Source organism: Pontibacter pamirensis (assembly GCF_010015475.1).
Classification (GTDB): Bacteria; Bacteroidota; Bacteroidia; order Cytophagales; family Hymenobacteraceae; genus Pontibacter; species Pontibacter pamirensis.
The window spans coordinates 18209-39481 of sequence record NZ_SSNI01000043.1 but is presented as its reverse complement, the minus strand read 5'-3'; the positions used below and the strand labels follow the sequence as shown (position 1 = coordinate 39481).

18 protein-coding genes are annotated in these 21273 nt (G+C 46.0%); 17 read left to right on the top strand and 1 reads right to left on the bottom strand.

From position 1 onward, the window contains the following. Window positions 1-536: 536 nt before the first annotated feature. From E1919_RS22935 to E1919_RS22860, 16 genes are all read left to right on the top strand, one after another. Window positions 537-1871, top strand: coding sequence for a c-type cytochrome (locus E1919_RS22935; RefSeq protein WP_162055746.1), 1335 nt, complete (start codon window positions 537-539; stop codon window positions 1869-1871). A gap of 42 nt (window positions 1872-1913) precedes the next feature. Beyond that, window positions 1914-4913, top strand: a complete 3000-nt coding sequence (locus E1919_RS22930) for a TAT-variant-translocated molybdopterin oxidoreductase (protein WP_162055745.1) — start codon at window positions 1914-1916, stop codon at window positions 4911-4913. Window positions 4914-4932: 19 nt separating this feature from the next. After that, window positions 4933-6360 carry an NrfD/PsrC family molybdoenzyme membrane anchor subunit gene (gene nrfD, locus E1919_RS22925; RefSeq protein ID WP_162055744.1) on the top strand — a complete coding sequence of 476 codons (1428 nt, stop codon included), beginning with the start codon at window positions 4933-4935 and terminating at the stop codon, window positions 6358-6360. Next, entirely contained in the window at window positions 6353-6877 is a 525-nt protein-coding gene (locus tag E1919_RS22920; RefSeq protein ID WP_162055743.1) for a DUF3341 domain-containing protein, read from the top strand. The genes nrfD and E1919_RS22920 overlap by 8 nt, the downstream gene beginning before the upstream one ends. After that, entirely contained in the window at window positions 6877-7569 is a 693-nt protein-coding gene (locus E1919_RS22915) for a c-type cytochrome (RefSeq protein WP_162055742.1), read from the top strand. Before E1919_RS22920 ends, E1919_RS22915 begins: the two co-directional genes overlap by 1 nt. Before the next feature lie 39 nt (window positions 7570-7608). Beyond that, window positions 7609-8883: a quinol:cytochrome C oxidoreductase gene (locus E1919_RS22910; protein WP_162055741.1), complete on the top strand. Its 1275-nt coding sequence runs from the start codon at window positions 7609-7611 to the stop codon at window positions 8881-8883. Window positions 8884-8910: 27 nt separating this feature from the next. Next, the gene (locus tag E1919_RS22905) at window positions 8911-9987 is read left to right on the top strand and encodes a cytochrome c oxidase subunit II (RefSeq protein ID WP_162055740.1); all 1077 of its coding nucleotides are present in this window, start codon (window positions 8911-8913) and stop codon (window positions 9985-9987) included. 19 nt (window positions 9988-10006) lie between these two features. Then, a complete protein-coding gene (locus E1919_RS22900) occupies window positions 10007-11833 on the top strand; it encodes a cytochrome c oxidase subunit I (protein WP_162055739.1) in 1827 nt (608 codons plus the stop codon). Between the two features lie 8 nt (window positions 11834-11841). Continuing rightward, entirely contained in the window at window positions 11842-12918 is a 1077-nt protein-coding gene (locus E1919_RS22895) for a COX15/CtaA family protein (protein WP_162055738.1), read from the top strand. After that, window positions 12918-13814, top strand: a complete 897-nt coding sequence (gene cyoE / locus E1919_RS22890) for a heme o synthase (protein ID WP_162055737.1) — start codon at window positions 12918-12920, stop codon at window positions 13812-13814. Before E1919_RS22895 ends, cyoE begins: the two co-directional genes overlap by 1 nt. Before the next feature lie 11 nt (window positions 13815-13825). After that, window positions 13826-14410, top strand: a complete 585-nt coding sequence (locus E1919_RS22885) for a cytochrome c oxidase subunit 3 (protein ID WP_162055736.1) — start codon at window positions 13826-13828, stop codon at window positions 14408-14410. A gap of 22 nt (window positions 14411-14432) precedes the next feature. Continuing rightward, the gene (locus tag E1919_RS22880) at window positions 14433-15182 is read left to right on the top strand and encodes a cytochrome c oxidase subunit 3 (protein ID WP_162055735.1); all 750 of its coding nucleotides are present in this window, start codon (window positions 14433-14435) and stop codon (window positions 15180-15182) included. An 84-nt stretch (window positions 15183-15266) separates the two neighbouring features. Beyond that, window positions 15267-15605, top strand: coding sequence for a cytochrome C oxidase subunit IV family protein (locus E1919_RS22875; protein ID WP_162055734.1), 339 nt, complete (start codon window positions 15267-15269; stop codon window positions 15603-15605). 16 nt (window positions 15606-15621) lie between these two features. After that, window positions 15622-16287 (top strand): SCO family protein, encoded by a 666-nt coding sequence (locus tag E1919_RS22870; RefSeq protein WP_162055733.1) that lies wholly within the window; start codon window positions 15622-15624, stop codon window positions 16285-16287. Then, on the top strand, window positions 16265-16825 hold the full coding sequence (locus E1919_RS22865; RefSeq protein ID WP_162055732.1) for a DUF420 domain-containing protein: 561 nt from the start codon (window positions 16265-16267) through the stop codon (window positions 16823-16825). Before E1919_RS22870 ends, E1919_RS22865 begins: the two co-directional genes overlap by 23 nt. Window positions 16826-16857: 32 nt before the next feature. Further along, window positions 16858-17124 carry a hypothetical protein gene (locus tag E1919_RS22860; RefSeq protein WP_162055731.1) on the top strand — a complete coding sequence of 89 codons (267 nt, stop codon included), beginning with the start codon at window positions 16858-16860 and terminating at the stop codon, window positions 17122-17124. Window positions 17125-17333: 209 nt separating this feature from the next. On the opposite strand, the gene E1919_RS22855 is transcribed toward E1919_RS22860, so the two are convergent. After that, on the bottom strand, window positions 17334-17507 hold the full coding sequence (locus E1919_RS22855; protein ID WP_162055730.1) for a hypothetical protein: 174 nt from the start codon (window positions 17505-17507) through the stop codon (window positions 17334-17336). Window positions 17508-17570: 63 nt separating this feature from the next. Between E1919_RS22855 and E1919_RS22850 the strand changes: the two genes are divergently transcribed. Further along, entirely contained in the window at window positions 17571-21272 is a 3702-nt protein-coding gene (locus E1919_RS22850; RefSeq protein WP_237144805.1) for a sensor histidine kinase, read from the top strand. Window position 21273 lies beyond the last annotated feature (1 nt).

Here is a 21273-nt window from a genome sequence, read left to right as displayed (position 1 = left end):
TTTGATTTTAGCCTGCAAAGGTAGGAGTTAAATCTCTTCAAAGCAAGTTATTGCCTGTAATTTATGCTAACAACCCAGGCATAACTACCTGAACAGGAAGTAAATTGAGGGAATGAGAAGCAGTTCTGTTGCCTCCTATATATAAGGTGTCATCAAGAATGCAGACAGGTGGTGTGGGAAGTCTAAGGCACGTGTGTTCAATAACTTATATATAGTATGGAATTGTACTGATATTTCGCAATTATCCAAAACAAGTGCAGCATCAGCTTGTTAAGATAATGAGTATAAAAAATATGAAAAAAATTATACAAAGGGAGGAGTTTATTGTATCGCTCTATTTATAATAGTTCTAAATAAAAAGCCTGTAATAACATCAGCAAGGGCATTATATTGAACACAAGGTATGAGCAGAAGCATCAGTTCTCCTAAGGCCAAATAATAAACTTATTCTGTTTGATTAATGGAATTCGCATAGTAGATTTGTGGCCGTTAAGCATTTTTACCACAACTAAACACTCACTCAAGAGATCTTGGCTATGATTAGCTGTATAGTTAAAACAAAAATCAAAGTTTTCCTCGCCTTCCTGATCGCTTTGGTTGTTTCCTTTGGTGCCTATGCCCAAGGTGAAAGCGAGCAGGCAGAAGTTTCACAAAAAGGAGTAGTGCCGGGAGCGACAGAAGGAGCTGTAGCGGCCGCAAATACAAGCGGACTGCCTATTGACGATCCAGCCATTGTAACAGCAGGAGATGCCTTGTTTAAAAACAATTGTGCCGTTTGTCACTCTGCCGGATCTGATGTGATCGTTGGTCCAGGCCTAGCAGGTATAAACGAGCGAAGAAGCCATGACTGGTTGATTCGCTGGATTAAGAATTCGCAGGCGCTAATACAGGCAGGTGACCCTGAGGCAATTGAGGTGTACAATGCGTACAACAAGCAGGCAATGCCTTCGTTCAATTTCACAGACGAAGAAGTTACGGCTATCCTTACTTATATCGCTTCTGCCGAGGCAGAGGTTGCCGCGGTGCCGACTACAGTCGACGGGGATGCAGCTGCGCCAGGTGAAAACATAGGCACTGATGCTATTGGTGCGGTAGGCGGTTACCTGGATATTATCCTGGTGGTGCTGATTGTTGTGCTGATTGTGTTGGTGGTAACATTACTGTTGATTACCTCACTCCTTAAGAACTACCTGAACGCTAACCGTAAATTGAACGAGTACGACAATGAGGTAGTTAACCAGCGTTTTGACTTTTCCAAGATTTATAAATCCAAGGCTGTTCGCACCCTGGTGGTGCTCATTTTTGTAGTAGTGCTTCTTGACCTGACGCTGGATACAGCAATGGGTGTTGGTATACAGCAAGGGTACCAGCCGCGTCAGCCGATTGCTTTCTCACACAAGCTGCATGCCGGCGAGCACCAGATTGACTGTAACTACTGCCACACAACTGTTTATAAAAGCAAAAGTGCCAGTATTCCTTCTGCCAATATCTGTATGAACTGCCACAGCCAAATCAAAACAGAGTCTCCGGAGATTCAGAAGATATACACCGCATTAGAACGCAATAGGCCAATTGAGTGGGTGCGTATCCATAACCTGCCTGACCTGTCTTACTTTAACCACTCGCAGCACACGCAGGTTGGCGGTGTAGAATGCCAGACATGTCACGGCCCAATCCAGGAGATGGATGTAGTTTACCAGTATTCTCCACTAACCATGGGCTGGTGTATTAATTGCCACCGCGAAACCCCGCTTAACACAGAAGGTAACGGCTACTACGATAGACTGGTAGAACTGCACGAAGCCACGTCTAAAGGTGCTTTCACGGTATCATCCAATGGTGGTACAGAGTGCTCAAAGTGTCACTATTAATATATCCTATTTCAATACAGATTCGAGTTTTCTAAATATAATATGCAAGACAGAAAAAAATACTGGAGAGGAATTGAGGAGTTAGATAATACTCCGGAATTCGCTAAGCATGCTCATAACGAGTTTCCAGAATTCCTGCCTGTTAAGGAAACCAGTGCTGAAGGCTCTTTGAACGGCAAGACAAAGAGAAGAGACTTCCTGAAGCTGATGGGTTTCAGTGTAGCTGCTGTATCGCTTGCTTCCTGTGAAGCACCCGTAAGAAAAGCAATCCCTTACCTGAACAAGCCTGTAGATGTAGAGCCAGGTGTAGCTAACTGGTATGCTTCTACCTTTTACCAGAGTGGTAACTATAACAGCATACTGGTAAAAACCCGCGAAGGCAGGCCAATAAAAATTGAGCCAAACCCTATGTCAACGCTTACTCCGTTAGGTACAAGCCCGGCTGCCCAGGCATCTGTACTTGGGGTGTATGATCATAACAGGTTAAGATATCCCCTTATTAAAAACGAGGAGGCAGAGTGGGAGCAGGTTGATAGAGAGATTAGAACTGCCCTTAACAATGTAACAGGCAAAGTGGCTTTTGTCTCTGCAACAATCATTAGCCCATCCACAAAGAAGCTGATCGATGAGTTCGGGGCACGTTTCAATAATTTTGAACACGTAACCTATGATGCTAACTCAGCCTATGGTTTGCTAAGTGCAAATGGTGGCGTTGTGCCAGGCTATGATTTTAGCCAGGCACAGGTTGTAGTAGGCATTAATGCTGACTTTCTTGGAACATGGATTGCACCGGTTCCTTTTGCAAAGCAATATATACAAAACAGGAAGGTAACGGCTGAAAACCCGAACATGTCCAAGCACTACCAGTTCGAGACGCATTACTCGCTGACTGGTGCCAATGCAGACATTCGGGTGCCTATCAGACCTTCTGAGGAAGCCGCGCTGGTGACTGCCTTATACAGTGCTATTACTGGCCAGGGTGGCAGAGCTGAGGTTCCTGCCGCCGCTGCAGAGGCATTGAAAGCTGTTGTGTTAGAACTTAAAGCACACCAGGGCAGAGCACTTGTAGTGTCCGGTTCTAACGACCCGGGAACACAGGCCATGGTAGCTGCGATAAACAGAGCCCTTGGTGCTATAGGTACCACCATCAATGCCGATGCTCCATTCTACACGAAGCAGGGTAATGATGCGAACATGATACGCCTGATTAATGAGATGAATGCCGGTACTGTTGGTGCTGTGTTCTTCCACAACGCAAATCCGGTGTACGACCATCCGCTGTCAGAAAGAGTAGTAAGTGGCCTGGCGAAAGTGCCACTGAAAGTTTCGTTTGCTGACAGAGTGGAGGAAACATCGCGGTATGCAGATTTTGTTACGCCAGACCATCATTACCTCGAGTCCTGGAACGACAATGAGCCAAGAAGAGGATTCCTGAGCATTACGCAGCCTGCTATCAGCCCTATTTTCACAACCCGGCAAATGCAGGACAGCTTGCTGAACTGGCTTGGAAGTAATGTCAATTTCTACGAGTACCTTCGCCTCAACTGGCGGAACAGCATCTCAACAGAGGTTGCTTTCGATAAGTTTTGGGAGCAGACGGTGCATGACGGCGTACTGGAGAATGGTACCACCATGCTGACTGTGAACAACAATTTCGTAGCTGCAGACCCGGTTGCGAAGCCGGTAAGCCCTGCTGCCATTGAGGCAGTGGTGTATGAACAAGTAGGTATCGGAGTAGGTGAAAACGCTAACAACCCGTGGCTGCAAGAAATGGGAGATCCGATTTCTAAAGCAACCTGGGGTAACTATGTTGCCATGCCACGCAGTATGGCCGTGGAAATGGACATTGTACAAGGCGATGTCCTGTTAGTAACACTGGCCAACGGAGCAACGTTCGAGTTGCCGGCTTTGATGCAGCCAGGACAGGCAAGAGGTACAGTTGCTATCGCGATGGGTTATGGACGCACAACAGACATGATGCCCGTTGCGAATGGACTGGGTGCCAATGCTTATCCTGTTGCAACCGTAGTAGATAACACCGTGCTTTATACAGGGCCGGTTACAATAGAAAAAACTGGATCAACGTCACCAATCGCACAGCTTCAGACGCACCATACTATTATGGACCGCCTGGTAGTGCAGGAAAGTACACTTGCCCAATATAAGGAAAACCCGAAAGAGGTAACACAGTACATCCGGATTGCTACGCACGATGGACCTGCCAAGCCAGCTACTATCTCGCTTTGGGATGACTACGAGTATAAGAACCACCACTGGGGAATGGTTGTAGACCTGAACTCCTGTATTGGTTGCGGTGCCTGTAGCGTAAGCTGCCATATTGAAAATAACGTACCGGTAGTAGGTAAGGCTGAAGTGCTGAACCGCCGTGATATGCACTGGATGCGTATCGATAGGTACTACAGTGCAGTAGAGCACGAGGAGAAGGATTACGCTACGATGGAAGATCCGGCAGAAAACCCTTCTGTTATCTTCCAGCCAATGATGTGCCAGCACTGTAACCACGCGCCGTGTGAAACAGTTTGCCCTGTTGCCGCTACCATGCACAGCTCAGAAGGTATCAACCAGATGGTATATAACCGCTGCGTAGGAACCCGTTACTGTGCAAACAACTGCCCTTATAAAGTGCGTCGTTTCAACTGGTTCGCCTACTCTAACAATGAGAAGTTCGCCGCTGAGAACTACATGATGAACAACGACCTCGGTAAAATGGTGTTGAACCCGGATGTTACGGTGAGATCCAGAGGTGTGATGGAGAAATGTTCGTTCTGTGTGCAGCGTGTGCAGCTTGCAAAACTGGAAGCGAAGCGCGAAAACAGAAGACCACGTGATGGGGAAACTCAAAGTGCCTGTGCACAGTCTTGTCCGACTGAGGCCATTGTATTCGGTGATATGAAGGATCCTGATAGCCGTATCTCGCAGATACTCTATCGTGAGCAGGGTGAGCGTGCGTTCCACGTGCTGGAAGAGCTGAATACGCAGCCGAACGTAACGTACCTGACTAAAATTAGAAACTTAGCTTAATAAATAAATCGAGAGCGTTATGCAGCATGTATCTCCGATAAGAGAGCCTCTAGTAACGGGGGGCAAAACATACCACGACATCACTGAAGATGTCTGCAGACAAGTGGAGGCGGGACCCAACCCTCGTTGGGCCGCTGGCCTTGCTCTTTCTCTGGTAGGTTTAGCCATATTTATATATTCAGTTTACCGGACGCTTTGGTTCGGTATTGGTGAATGGGGTCTGAATAGAACTGTAGGATGGGCCTGGGATATCACCAACTTCGTATGGTGGGTAGGTATCGGCCACGCGGGTACGCTTATCTCCGCTATCCTTTTGCTGTTCCGTCAGAAATGGAGAACCTCCATTAACCGCGCAGCAGAGGCGATGACGATTTTCGCCGTAATCTGTGCCGCCATGTTCCCGGTACTGCACATGGGCCGTCCCTGGCTGGCGTATTGGGTGCTCCCTTTTCCAAATACGTTTGGTTCGCTTTGGGTAAACTTTAACTCACCGCTTCTCTGGGACGTATTCGCGATTTCAACTTACTTCTCTGTATCACTGGTTTTCTGGTACATCGGTCTTATACCGGACTTTGCTACCATCCGTGACCGTGCTACAGGGCCAATCGCGAGAAGAGCCTATGCTGTGCTGTCTATGGGATGGACGGGTTCCGCGAAAGCCTGGTCACGTTACGAGACAGTATCTCTGATTCTGGCAGGTCTTGCAACGCCACTGGTACTTTCAGTACACACCATCGTATCCATGGACTTTGCAACGTCAGTTATACCGGGCTGGCACACTACCATCTTCCCTCCATACTTCGTGGCTGGTGCGATTTTCTCCGGATTCGCGATGGTACTGACCCTGATGATTATCACGCGCAAGCTGTTCCACTTAGAAGATTACATTACCCTGGAGCACGTGGAGTCGATGAACAAGGTAATTATCCTGACAGGTTCTATTGTGGGTGTCGCTTATACAACAGAGTTCTTTATTGCCTGGTACTCAGGGGTGGAGTATGAGCAGTACGCCTTTATTAACCGTGCAACAGGTCCTTACTGGTGGGCATACTGGTCCATGATGACGTGTAACGTAATCACACCGCAGCTTTTCTGGTTCAGAAGAATCAGAAGAAGCCTTGTCCTGACTTTCATCATCTCCATTTTTGTGAACATCGGTATGTGGTTCGAGCGATTCGTGATTATTGTAACCTCGCTGCACAGAGATTACCTGCCTTCTTCATGGGCGATGTTCTCTCCGACTATTATTGACGTGGGAATCTATGTAGGAACCATCGGTTTGTTCTTCACCCTGTTCCTGCTGTTCTGCAAGTTTTTCCCAGTGGTGAACATGGCAGAAGTGAAGGCTATCTTGAAGTCATCTTCAGAGGTGACACATACGCATGCAAAAACCATGCATGCTACTGATAAGGGTTTGAACACTAACACAGATCACAGACATGAATAAGAAATTTGTTCTAGGTATATATGATGATGAGGATGTGCTGCTGCACGCCATCGAGAATATCAGGGCTGCGGGTACTAATATATACGATGTATTTTCTCCTTATCCTGTCCACGGCATTGATGATGTACTGGGCATAAAGCGTTCAAGATTACCTATTGTAGCTTTTTTCTGCGGTATAACAGGAACATCGTTTGCACTTTGGATGCAGATCTGGATGCTTGGATTTGACTGGCCAATGATTATCGGTGGTAAGCCACATATTGCACTTCCGGCGTTTATTCCAGTAACGTTTGAGCTAACAGTACTGTTTGCTGCATTCGGGATGGTGATAACTTTCTTTATAGTGAGCAGGCTGAAACCCTCTTTGCGGGTGAATGTATTCGACAAGCGTTCTACAGACGATAAGTTTGTGATGGCTATCGAAGTAAAGGATGGTGAAACTGATCTTTCAGCTTTAAACAAGCTACTTCGCACAAATGGCGCAGTGGAAGTTAATGAGAAGGAGGTAGTAAAATAATGAAAAGATTTACAAATATAGGTCTCAAAGCCTCTGCTGTACTTTTCTCGTCTGCAATACTGTTTGCCTGCAGCGATGAGCAGAATCCAGGTTTGGAGTATGCACCGGATATGTATCATTCAGTTCCCCTGGAACCTTATTCTCAAATCAAGGAAAATAAGTTTAACCCGGGTGGTATGAACATGCGGGAGCCGGCGAAAGGAACAGTACCACGTGGTAAGCAGGGCTACAACTTATACCTGTCAGCAGACACTGCTGAGGTAGCGGGTGTAGAACTGACAAACCCGCTTCTTGTGCAGCAGGATAGATTAATAGCTCCTGAAGAGCACCTGGCAAGAGGGAAAGTATTATACTCTCGTTTCTGTTCCCCATGTCATGGAGAGCAAGGCGATGGCCAGGGATTGGTAGGGGTGAAGTACAAAGGTGTTCCTTCTTTCCAAGCTGGTAGAGTAGCTGAGCTTCCTGAGGGACATATCTACCACGTTATAGCAGAGGGTAGAGGACGTATGATGCCATACGGATCACAGCTGAACCCGACAGAGCGCTGGCAAGTGGTAATGTATGTGCAGCAGTTACAGCAAGGAGAAGGAGCTACAGTTACCACAGGCGAAGAAGCAGAAAATGAAGCTGGTGGCGAGGCTATCACAGATGATCCGGTAACCGGGACAACTGAAGATATCCCGGCTAATTAAACTCCTCAAAACTAAGTCTTAGGCATAATATTTTAGATAATGACAGAAGAAAGACTCATCATTAGCAGGAAAACAAATAACAAGTTTTTCATAATGATAGCTGTAGGTATAGTTTTACTTATAGCAGGTATCATCTTTGGTGCTGCAGGCGGAGGAGCTGAGCATGGTGCAGAAGCAGGTCATGAGGCCGCTGCTGCAGGTGGGCATGAAGCAGTTTCCTGGACAAAGCGTTTGTTTATCAACCTGTGGATGAACAATGTTTACTTCACAGGCATCGCATTAATAGGAACATTTTTCGTTGCGGTACAATATGTGGCCTATGCGGGATGGTCTGTACTCATCAAGCGTATTCCGGAAGCACTCAGCTATTACCTTCCTATCGGAGGGGTGTTGATGCTGCTTATTTATCTTTTCGGCTCCCATGATATTTTCCATTGGACACACGAATACCTATACGATATAAATGACCCGCGTTATGACCCAATCATTGCGGGTAAGTCAGGATACCTGAATACCGCGTTTTTCCTGATTCGCATGGTGGTTTACTTCGCCCTTTGGATTTTCTTTTTCATGTGGTTGAGAAGAGAATCAGTTAATGAAGACCTGTACGGTGGCACTTCTTATTACCACAAGAGCATCCGCATCTCGGCCATGTTCCTGGTGGTATTTGGTATCACTTCTTCTACATCAGCCTGGGACTGGGTATTGTCAATCGACACACACTGGTTCTCTACCATGTTCGGCTGGTATGTATTCGCCAGCTGGTGGGTGTCCGGTCTTGCAGCCATCACGCTCACTGTCATTATTTTGAAACAGAATGGATACCTGAGAATGGTTAATTCTAATCACCTGCACGATTTAGGTAAGTTTGTATTCGCTTTCTCTATCTTCTGGACATACATCTGGTTTTCGCAGTTCATGCTGATTTGGTATGCGAATATTCCGGAAGAATCTATCTACTATCTTGAAAGATTAGGCGGTAACGGAGGTCACTACAAATGGATCTTTTTTACCAACTTAATTATAAACTTTGTGTTCCCCTTCCTTGTTCTCATGACGAGAGATGCGAAGCGCCAGATGATCATGTTGAAACTAGTTACTATCGCCATTCTTGTTGGTCATTGGCTTGATTTTTACCTGATGATGATGCCAGGAACAATGCGTGAAGGAGCAGGTATCGGTTTCATTGAAATAGGTACAGCACTGGTTTTCCTGGGGGTTTTCCTGCTGGCATTTACAAAAGGGTTAACGAAGGCTTCTCTGGTTCCTTTGAACCATCCGTTTGTGGAGGAGAGTGTTCATCATCATGTTTAGAAGAGATTATACTAAAAGCGTTCTATAATGATTACAATCGCCATAGTTTTATCCATAGTTCTTTTATTAGTCATCCTGTTTCTCCTTTTCAGGATAGGGACGCTGGCCTCTATTTTCAGAGGTTCATCGGAACGAGCTGCAGGTACTACTAAAACCAGTAACCGTGTGAACGGTGCGTTGCTCCTGCTTTTCCTTTTTGGTGGGGGAGCCGCTTTTGCCTGGTCTTTCATCGATTCATGGGATGATATGATTCTACCGCTTGCCTCTGTGCATGGAGACTGGACGGACAGCCTGTTCTGGACAACCATGATTGTCATCGGTATCGTGTTTGTCCTTACGCAGATTCTGCTGTTCATCTACTCTTATAAGTATCAGCACCAGGATAACAAACGTGCTTATTACTACCCGCATAACAACAAAATCGAGATTATCTGGACCATGATTCCTGCTATCGTGATGGCGCTGCTTGTATTCGGAGGCTGGAAAACCTGGACCAAGATTACCAGTGCTGCCCCTGAAGAGTCTGTTGTGGTGGAAGTGATGGGGAAACAGTTTAACTGGATGGTGCGTTACCCGGGCCCTGATGGCGAATTAGGTGTGGCAAAAACTACGCTGATTACTGCGACAAATGAATTTGGTATTGATTTCTCAGACAGAAACGCACTGGACGACTTTATTCCACGTGAAATTCACGTGCCGAAGGGCAAGCCAGTGCTGTTGAAAATCCGATCAAGAGACGTAATTCACAGTGTGTTCCTGCCTCACTTCCGCGTGAAGATGGATGCAGTGCCTGGTATGCCTACTAAGTTCTGGTTTGTGCCTACCAAGAGCACCCAAGAAATGCGGAATGAAACGGGTAACCCTGATTTTAATTATGAACTTGCCTGTACAGAAGTTTGCGGACGTGGCCACTTTGCCATGCGCTTTGTACTTGTAGTAGATGAGGAGGAGGAATATGAAGAGTGGTTAGCTCTGCCAGCAAACAAACCTTTCATTGAGCAGAACCCAGACCTGTTGGTTAAGTTCCAGACAGAGTCGCCCAAACAAATTGTGCTCGGGAGCAAAACTGAAGAGAAAGCAGAAGAAGTAAAAACAGAGTTGTAGCATTTAAATACTTTTGACTATGTCGAGTACAGATATTTCAATCAACCACGATATCGATCATGCGCATGAGGAGCATGATCACCATCTTGACCAAAACTTCTTTGAGAAGTATATCTTTAGCCAGGACCATAAAATAATTGCCAAGCAGTACCTTTTTTCAGGTATTTTCTGGGCTTTTATAGGTGGTTTCCTATCGATTCTCTTTCGATTACAGCTTGGCTGGCCGGAAGCTACCTTCACTTTCCTGGAGCCAATCCTGGGCGGTTGGGTTGAAAATGGTAAGCTGAATCCGGAGTTCTACCTGGCTTTAGTAACCATGCATGGTACCATCATGGTGTTCTTTGTATTAACAGCAGGATTGAGTGGTACCTTCAGTAACTTCCTGATTCCACTGCAGGTAGGCGCCCGCGACATGGCATCTGGTTTCATGAACATGCTGTCGTACTGGATATTTTTCCTTGCGAGTGTTATCCTTTTCATTTCGCTGTTCCTGGAGACAGGCCCAGCTTCCGGTGGGTGGACGGTTTATCCTCCATTGAGCGCTTTGCCACAGGCCATGTTAGGCTCTATGAGCGGGATGACCTTCTGGTTGATTAGCATGGCACTTTTCATTGTGTCGCAGTTGTTAGGCGGTATCAACTACATCACAACTGTCATTAACCTTAGGACAAAAGGGATGTCTATGACTAAGCTTCCCCTTACTATCTGGGCCTTCTTCCTTACAGCTATTTTAGGGGTGCTAGCCTTTCCAGTTCTTTTCTCAGCTGCACTTCTTTTAATATTTGACAGAAGCTTCGGAACAAGCTTTTTCCTGTCTGATATCTACATCGCAGGTGAGGCACTTTCGAACACAGGTGGTAGCCCAATTCTTTTCCAGCACTTGTTCTGGTTCTTGGGTCACCCGGAGGTATACATTGTAATTATGCCGGCTTTTGGTATCGTGTCAGAAGTTATTACGACAAACGCACGCAAGCCAATTTTCGGTTACAGAGCGATGATTGGCTCCCTAATTGGTATCTCCCTCTTATCATTTGTGGTATGGGCGCACCATATGTTTGTAACGGGTATGAACCCTTTCCTGGGTTCAGTCTTCATGTTCCTGACGCTTATTATTGCAGTACCTTCAGCTGTAAAAGTGTTTAACTGGCTGGCAACGCTCTGGCGAGGTAACATTCGCTTTACAACAGCCATGATGTTTGCTATCGGCTTTGTGTCTCTGTTTATTTCAGGAGGTCTGACAGGTATTATTCTTGGTAACTCTGCTCTGGATATTCAGTTGCACGATACTTACTTCGTAGTGGCTCACTTCCACCTGGTAATGGGTGCAGCTGCCTTCTTTGGTATGTTTGCAGGTGTTTACCATTGGTTCCCTAAGATGTTTGGTCGCCTGATGGATGAGAAGCTTGGCTACGTTCACTTCTGGTTAACATTTGTATCTGTTTACCTGGTGTTCATGCCGATGCACTACATTGGTATCGCCGGCTTCCCAAGAAGATATTACGCCTGGACAGGTTTCGAAGTTTTCAATGGCTTCTCGGATATGAACACGTTTATCAGTATCTCTGCCATACTTGGATTTACTGCACAGTTCATCTTCCTGTTCAACTTTGTGTACAGCATTTTCCGTGGACGTAAGTCTACTTCTAACCCATGGCACTCTAATACGCTGGAGTGGACAACACCAGTGTTGCCAGGGCATGGTAACTGGCCAGGAGAGATTCCTGCTGTTTACAGATGGCCTTACGACTATAGCAAGCCGGGTTCTGTTGAAGACTATATTCCTCAAAACATACCTTTCTCTCAAACGCAGTCATCAAACCTGCCGCAGGAGCGAGATTTTGAATAAATTTATTAATGGCTAAAAAGTCATTTTACAGTACAAGATTTAGAAATATTGGCTTAGTAACAGTCTTTGCTGTCTACTTCCTGATATTAGTCGGAGGAATCGTTCGAAGCACAGGTTCCGGAATGGGTTGCCCAGACTGGCCGAAGTGTTTCGGCAGTTGGGTTCCTCCGACTGATGTCAGCCAATTACCAGAAGATTACCTGGAGGTATACAAACAGAAGCGAATAGAGAAAAACGAGAAGTTAGCTGCTAGTTTAGACCAACTTGGTTTCGAACAAATGGCCGCCTCTATCTTCTCCCACCCAAGTCAGTACATCGAAACAGAGTTCAATGCAACCAAGACCTGGATCGAGTACGTGAATCGCTTAGTAGGTGTACTGATAGGTATTTTTATTTTTCTAACAGTTGTGTATGCTGTACCCTACCTCAAGCGTGACAAAGCAGTTTTTTATTTAGCGCTTGGAAGTTTTGTGCTGGTGGGGGTGCAGGGTTGGTTAGGTTCTATTGTTGTCTCTACTAACCTATTGCCAATTACAGTAACAGTACACATGGCACTGGCCCTGGTGTTGGTAGCGATGTTGCAATATGCTGTTGCGCGGGCGCAAAAAGATGATTTTGACAGTCACTTTGTCTATTCTCCAAAGATAAACGGGCTTTTGTGGTTGCTGGGTTTGATTACCTTCGGGCAGATACTACTGGGCACACAGGTACGGGAAGAAATAGACATTGTAGCGTCTGTGTTAGGGGATGCAAACAGGGAGCAATGGGTTGAAGAGCTTGGAATTAATTTTTATATACACCGATCCTTTTCTATTCTGGTGCTGGCCCTGCACCTATACGTTGCATTCCTGCTTTACGGTCTAAAAGACAGAGCCATTACTAAAATGACTCACTTTATGCTGGCAATAGTGGCTTTAGAAATAGTGCTTGGGATAGGTTTGACTTATTTTGCTATACCGCCGGTGCTACAACCGCTGCACTTAACCTTTGCTGCCTTGCTGTTTGGCCTGCAGTTTCAGTTATTGATAGTTTATCATTATGCCTCTCGTGAGGCTATAAAAAAGTCAGTAGTAGTTCATCGATAATGTTAGTTCAGCAAACTTCGTCGTTACTGCCTGCGTCGTCTATGGCACAAAAAGCAAAAGCGTATTTTAAACTCTTGAAGTTCAGATTAAGCTTTACTGTGGCTTTTTCCAGTGCTATTGGTTTTATATTAGGTTACCCAGGAGCGCATTACCTTAGTATCGCCCTGGTTATGTTAGGAGGTTTGCTGGTAACAGGATCTGCCAACATTATTAATCAGGTAATTGAGAAGGACCTGGATAAGCACATGAAGCGAACAGCCAAAAGACCCTTGCCAACAGGAGAGGTGTCGGTAACAGAGGCTATTATTTTCTGTGTGTTGCTTGGTGTTGCGGGCTTAACCCTCCTTGGTTTCTATTTTAACTGGCTGGCAGCAGCGCTTTCGCTACTGTCTCTTGTCCTTTACGGTTTTGTGTATACACCCCTGAAGCGTGTCAGCCCTATATGTGTGTTTGTAGGTGCTATACCGGGAGGCATGCCACCACTTATTGGTTGGGTAGCGGCTACAGGTGTTTTAAGTGCCGAGGCATGGATACTTTTCGGTATTCAGTTTATTTGGCAGTTTCCGCATTTCTGGGCAATAGCCTGGGTGCTGGACGACGACTACAAGAAGGCTGGGTTCAAGATGCTTCCTATGGAAGGAGGCAAGAACCTCAAAACAGCCATACAAATCATGATATATACCCTGATGCTGATCCCGTTAAGCCTGCTGCCTTTGCAGTTCGGTATGACAGGTGTTACATCAGCGATGATAGCGGTGGTGTGTGGCGTGCTGTTTCTGGCCCAAACATTTTACCTGATGCGGACCTGCTCTAAAAAGGCAGCCATGAGCATCATGTTTGGGTCTTTTCTGTATCTGCCTATTGTGCAGATAGCGTTTGTATTAGATAAGTTATAAGAGGGGTAGCCATGGCTAACGAGCAGATAAAAAAAACTAACACCACGACAAGGGTGCACCCATTAAAATTCTCCCTGTGGTTGATTATTATTAGTATTATCATGATGTTTGCAGCTTTTACAAGCGCATACATCGTAAGACGGGAAGAAGGAAACTGGCTGGAATTTGACCTGCCCAACATACTTCTTATAAACACAATCATCATCGTGCTTAGCAGCATTACCATGCAAATGGCACTTAATGCAGCTAAGAAAAACAACCTGAAGCAGCTTAAGTTCATGTTACTGGGTACCCTGATTTTAGGAATTGCTTTCCTGATAGGGCAGTGGAATGGATGGGCTGACCTGGTGCAGAATAATATATACTTTGGAGGAACAGGAAGTAACCCTGCCGGTTCGTTTCTGTATGTGCTAACAGGCGTACATGGATTTCACCTGATTACAGGGCTAATATTCGTGGCTATCACGTTCTTCAGCAGTTTAAAGTACAAAGTGCACTCTAAAAATATGCTCCGCATACAATTGTGCACCACCTACTGGCACTTTTTAGGAGGACTTTGGCTATATTTGTATATATTCTTAAGAGTAAATCACTAAACACGTTTTTCAATAATAAACTATGTCTTCTACTTCAACTACGCTGGAAAAACCAAATTCAGGTACATGGGACGGTGGTAACGAGCCCTTGAAGGCGAGCTATGGTAAACTCATGATGTGGTTTTTCCTGCTCTCTGATGCGTTCACCTTTGGAGCTTTTCTCATTGTCTACGGTTTATCCCGCCACACGCACTTGCCTTACAACGGAGAGCCTGAGGCTTTTGCCTTCTCTCAACAGTGGTGGCCGATACCAGAAAAAGTGTACAATGCGTTCCCTGGTTTGCATGGCATGGATCTTCCGCTTGCCTTCGTGGCCTTAATGACCATGATACTCATTTTAAGTTCCGTAACCATGGTATTAGCGGTAGAGGCAGGACATAGAATGGACAAAAACGATGTTCAGAAGTGGTTGCTGTGGACCATCCTGTTTGGTGCTACTTTCTTAGGTTGCCAGGCGTGGGAGTGGGCGCACTTTATTACAGGTGATGAAGAAGGTATGCTTTTAGCTGATGGTTCACGTATTTTTGGTGCTAACCTGACGGTAAACCAATACGGGCCTCCCTTGTTTGCCGATCTGTTCTTCTTTATTACAGGTTTTCATGGTACACACGTGTTTTCAGGGGTTGTGCTGCTGATTATGATTTTTATCAACACAGTAAATGGTGTATATCATAAGCGCGGGCACTATGAGATGGTGGAAAAAGTAGGCCTTTACTGGCACTTTGTGGACCTGGTGTGGGTATTCGTGTTCACATTCTTCTACCTTATCTAATTAAAAAGGAAAAAACTTACAGCGGTTGCTTTAGTATAATTATATAAGAGCAATTAAATGTAGAACTAAAGAAACTTGAATCATATGGCACATCATTCTGACAACGACATGCACCATACTGGTGATATTCCTGAGCCACAGACCAGAGGTATTTGGAAAACGTTTTTCATCCTAGTAGCAATCACGGCGCTTGAGTTCGTATTCGCTTTCTTTATGGAAGCAGGTACTGCCCGTAACGTTATCTTCATCATTCTGACACTTTTTAAAGCTTTCTATATCGTAGCGGAATTCATGCACCTGAAGCACGAGACAAAAGCGCTGATATGGACTATTATGATTCCGTTAGCGCTCATAGTATGGCTCATGGTGGCGTTGCTTGCTGAAGGTAGTTACTACTTTGAGTCCATTACAAACTACTTCTAAAAAGTAAAAAATCAATATGAGTAACTTAAAGGCACTAATATTAGGAATCCTACTATTAGTGCCTATTCTTATTTTAGGCTTTATAGCTATTTTCGGAGAGCATCATTTCACTCTGCCAACTTACTACCCTCAGCTGGATACCACAGGGCAGGTGCAATACACAGCACAAGGCGATACTGTTTTCCACGAGATTCCTGATTTTTCACTCCTTTCCAAAGAGGGCAATATATTTACAGAAGCAGAACTTGAAGGAGCTGTTTATGTGACCCATTTCTTTACCACTGACTGCCCGCCGGCCTGCAGAAAAATATCTTCTCAATTGGTGCGAATACAGGAAACTTTTGAGAACAAACCTGAAGTTAAGATTGTATCCATTACAGTTAATCCTGAAGATGATTCTGTTGAGGTGCTTCAAAATTATGCTGCTAGTTATGGTGCAGAGGCTGATAAATGGTACTTCTTAACAGGTGACAAACAGGAGATTTTCAGATTGGCAAAAGAGGGGTTTTTCCTTCCTGGTGCTGTTGAACAGCAGAAACTCACAAATAGCAGCAACCATTTGACGCTGGTGGATAAAGAAGGAAAAATAAGGGGTGTATACGAAGGTACAGACTTAAAGGAAATAGACCGGTTGAAGACAGAAATAAACGTGTTGCTGGATGAATACAGTAAAAGAAAGTAATAACAGGTTGACGAGCGGTGCAGACAAGAAGTTTCTGACCCTCATTACAGTACTGTCTGTACTGATACCCATTGTGGTGGCCGCGCTGTTCTTTATGCCAAAAGAAGGTACTAGCTCGGTAGATGTATCCTATCTGCCTGCTTTTCATGCAATCCTGAATTCCTTGACGGCTATTGCACTGGTGATAGGCTACTATAATGTGAAGCGGCAGAATGTGAAGGGCCATAGAGCGGCCATGTTGGCGGCTTTCAGCTTATCGGCCATTTTTCTGGTGTCGTATGTGACGTACCATTTTCTGGGGGAGCGCACGACCTATGGCGGAGAGGGGGCTTTAAAGTATATCTATTATTTCATACTCCTGACGCACATTGTGCTGGCCGTTGTAATTGTGCCGCTGGTGCTGCTGTCGGTTTATTTCGGTATCTCAAACCAACTGGTCCGTCACCGCCGCATATCCCGCTGGACATTCCCGATATGGCTGTACGTTGCCGTGACAGGCGTATTAGTCTATCTGCTGATATCGCCGTATTATAGTTAAACTTCTCAGTACCCTTAACTGTTTTCAATAAGATGAGACTGAAGATAAATAAAATAGTTGCTGCTGTAGTGATGAGCATGATGCTGGCTTTTGCTGGCACTGATGCTTATAGCCAATGTGCCATGTGCCGTGCCTCCGTGGAGTCTAATGTGGGCACCGGAAAAGGGCATAACCATGAACCAGAGTCAGAAGTTGGTTCCGGGCTTAACACAGGTATACTTTACCTGATGGTGATACCTTACCTGCTGATTGGCACGGTTGGCTTCTTATGGTATAAAAATAGCCGCAAAAAAGCGTAAGCTAACCCTCCAGGGCAGGAGCATTCTTGCCTGCCGGTATTCCCGGTGCAGGGAGGGAGAGGATTTTACTCAATTGTTTCCAAATTTTCGGAAGTTTAACCGGATGCTTACCACCTGCTTTGTATGTGGTTTATAGTATGAAGTAGAATGGGGATTGTTTGGGGAGCCGTGTACATCAGCTATGGTTTTCTGCAGGCACTGTGCTGGCTTTAGGCGTGATGCTGTTCTACCTGGCAAACAACCCATTCATGTGGGTGCACCTCACTGTAGTAGCGGCTATCATTGTTTTGTTTACCATGATTTTTTTCAGGTACGTCCGTATCCTGATGCTTTATGTCTTTTCCGGAATCAAACACAGGCTCAATTACAGCAAACGCTAGCACGGTTTTTGAATCTATAGGCGTTATCCTGCGTTTTGCTTAAATTCGTAGATAAACTACGCTGTTTTGAATCGGAATTATACCCCTTTAGTTTTTTTTACTATATCACTGCTGTGCTTCTTAGCAGCTGTCGCATTACATCTGAATATACTTTTTGCCGCGCCTGCTACAGACCACAGCAGCGAGATAGCTGCCATTGCAGCGCGTGTTCAGCAGGATATAGACAAAGCACATCAAAATGCTGAGTCCATTGGCCATCAATTAGGCAAAAGTAACGTTTCATTCACTTCTTTGCTGCGCGCAGCAGATTATCCTGTCTTTGTGTACCGGGGAGACAGACTTGTTTTCTGGTCAAACCACGCGATAGCACCCGAACTTGATTTTCCTTCTCCTGCAAACCGGCTCATGACCGTTAGAAATCAGTATGGCAGTTTTATTGTCGTACCACATCAGGCTTATGATTTCGATATTGAGGTATACATTCCGCTGCAGTTAAGTAACCAGCTTGGTAGTGCCCACTTAAGCCCTGAACTGGAGAAAGGAGCTTTTAATACGTTAAGCGGAAATTTAGTGTGGGACCCGGCGGCAGATCTTCCTAAAGTATATAGCAGGAGTGGCAACTTCCTGTTTGCCGTGGACTTCGGGCAGGAAACTGAAAAAACACCCTTCGACACGCTCGAGCTTATTTTGCTGGCAGCTGGTGGAATCTTTTTTCTCCTGTTTAGTGTAACGGCTGCAAAGCATTATATCAGGCGACAACAGTACAGCAAAGGTATATTGCTTTTTCTTCTGCTGCTGGCGATTTTTCGTCTGGTGCTGTTGCTGCTGGACCTGCCTTACGCCATTTCTGAGATAAAACTTTTCGACCCAAAGCTATATGCAGCCTCCTTCTGGTCTCCCTCCATAGGCGACCTGGCGCTGAACATGCTGCTGCTGGTCACTGTTGCCGGTTCTGGTTTATACTTGTTTGTCCGCAACAGCGTAGTAGCTCAGCTTCATGTTATGCACCGAAAGCAGGCACGGGTGCTGCAAGTCTGTTGTATGGTTATTTTTTACCTGCTGTTGCTGCTGCTTTTTCAGTTTTACTTTAACATATACCACAATACCCCACTTACGCTGGACATCAGCCGCTCACTGGAGCTGACAAAGTATAAAATGGTGCTGTTCGGCATCATGCTGCTGCAGACAGTTGCTTTATGCCTGTTCACCTATATGCTGGCCACGGTGGTGTCGGTGCTGCTGCATAAGGATAGGGGGCTGTGGGCATATAAAATGCTTGGAGGAGTAGGCGCTACTTTACTGCTGCTCACTAGCCTGTTTTTCCAGAATCTCTCTATCGTTATTCTGGTAGGCTTCTTATTCTGGTTGATTATAATTCTGGCCGCGCAACACCGCAATGCTGTGAGCCTGGCCTACCGTACCTACCTCTTCTTTTTCTTAGTGCTTATCGTGAGTGCCTTTACAGGTGCTCTGGCACTCTATACCCACTATCACAGCGAGCTGAAACTGTACAAACAGGAATTTGCTTATAACATGCTGCAGGACAATGATGTGCTGGGGGAGTATTTGCTGGTCGAAGAGGTGTCGGGCAGGATCGCCTCTGATGAAATGATTCAGATGCAACTGATCAGCCCTTATGTGGATGCCCCTTTTATCAAGCGGAAAATTACAAAGCAGTACCTGCCGAGCCACTTTAATAAGTATGAGGTTTCGGTGATGCTGTTCGATAGCCAGGGGAACGCGCTGGAGAGTGCCGATACAGCGGCCACAAACCTGCTGGATCTTCGGGCGCGTTTTGATACTCCTCAATCGCAGACAGAGCATGAGGACCTGTTTCTGCTAAAAGAGCCTACCCGCTCCGATGCCCGTGTCTACCTCAAGCTGATAAAAGTGCCTATTCAGAATTATCATGTAGGTACCATTGCGCTGCAGTTAACCTTAAAAAAGCTACAGCCGAACAGCCTGGTGCCAAAGCTACTGGTTGATCAGAGGTACACGCAGCCGTTCCGGCGCGACATGCTGAGCTATGCCTTTTACAGCGACAGCAAACTTCTCTACAGTGAGGGCGATTACGACTACGCCACCAACTTCGATCGGCGCCTGCTGCGGCGGCAGGAGCTTTACAGGCAGGGTGCCAATCAGAACGACTTCCATCACTTTGGGGTGCGTAGTGCTAACGGGCAGATGCTTGTTATTTCCACAGAGCAGTATGGCGCGCAGGAGATTCTATCTAATTTCTCCTTCCTGTTTCTGGTATTTGTGGCGGGGCTGGTACTGGGAGGGCTGGTTTACCTTTTGCTGCATCGCCACAGTTTGCAGGAGTTCAGCCCCAATTTCAGCACCAAAATTCAGATATTCCTCAACTTCGGTATTCTGTTGCCTTTGCTGATGGTAAGTGTCGCTACGGCAGGTCTGGTTACGGCCTCCTACAAAAAGGATTTAATGGAAACGTACGAACAGCGGGGAGAAGCCGTGCAGGAAGCATTATCGCGGCAGCTGAGCGACAGGATGCTGCAGAACAGGCGCAGATTAGAGGGTTTAATAACAGAGATTGCAGCTATTTCCAAAACAGATATCAACCTCTATAACCGCAATGGCAAACTGCTTGTAACAAGCCAGCCGTTGATTTTTGAGGCCGGGTTGTTGTCGAAGCTGGTTAATCCAAAAGCTTTTGCCGCCATTTCAGAGCGACAGGCCCTTCGGGTGCTGCTGGAGGAGCAAACTGCCAGCCTCTCCTTTAATGTAGTATACCTGCCGCTGCAGGATGAAAACGACCCTGGGGAACTAGCGGGCTTTATCGGTATTCCGTTTTTTGACTCGGAAAATGAGCTCGACCTGAAACTTATTGAGTTGATTACGACCACAATGAACATTTTTACAGTAATGTTCATTACGTTTATGGTGTTGACATTCTTTGCATCTCGAACACTGACGGTACCCCTGCGCATGCTGGCCGATAAATTGAAGCGAACATCCTTAACTGGTAAAAATCAAATGCTGGCCTACGAAGGCGCGGATGAAATTGGCATGCTGGTGAATGAGTATAACCGGATGCTGCTCACCCTGGAGCAGAACAAGCAGGACCTGGCGGTGCAGGAGAAAGAAGCGGCCTGGCGCGAAATGGCCCGGCAGGTGGCTCACGAAATAAAGAACCCGCTCACGCCAATGAAACTTTCGCTGCAGTATCTGCAGAAAGCAATAGCTGAAAAGCGCCCGAACACGGAGCAGATGATTGAAAAGATATCGCATACGCTGATAACGCAAATCAACATTCTCAGCGATATTGCCACTTCGTTCTCCAGCTTTACAAACATGCCGGAGCCAAAGGCGGAGCCAATGGATGTTGCCGCCGCTCTGCACAAAGCCGCCGACCTGCACAGTGATCCGGCTACCGCAGTGCTTAAGAAATGTATACCGGATGAGGAGGTGATTGTGAAGGCCGATGAAAGCCTGATGGTGCGCACCTTTAACAACTTACTGCTAAATGCTATACAGGCCGTTCCGGCCACCCGTAAGCCACACATTGAGGTGAAGTTAGCGAAGCAGGATGACAAGGAGGTGCTGATTTCTATTCGTGACAATGGCAGTGGCATACCGGAGGATGTCCGCAGTAAAGTGTTTATACCTAACTTCAGCACGAAGTATACAGGTTCTGGTATAGGGCTGGCCGTAGCCAAACGGGGTATCGAAAACGCAGGAGGCCGTATTTGGTTTGCATCAGAAGAGGGAAAAGGCACCACGTTCTTTATCTCGTTACCGCTGGCCTAGC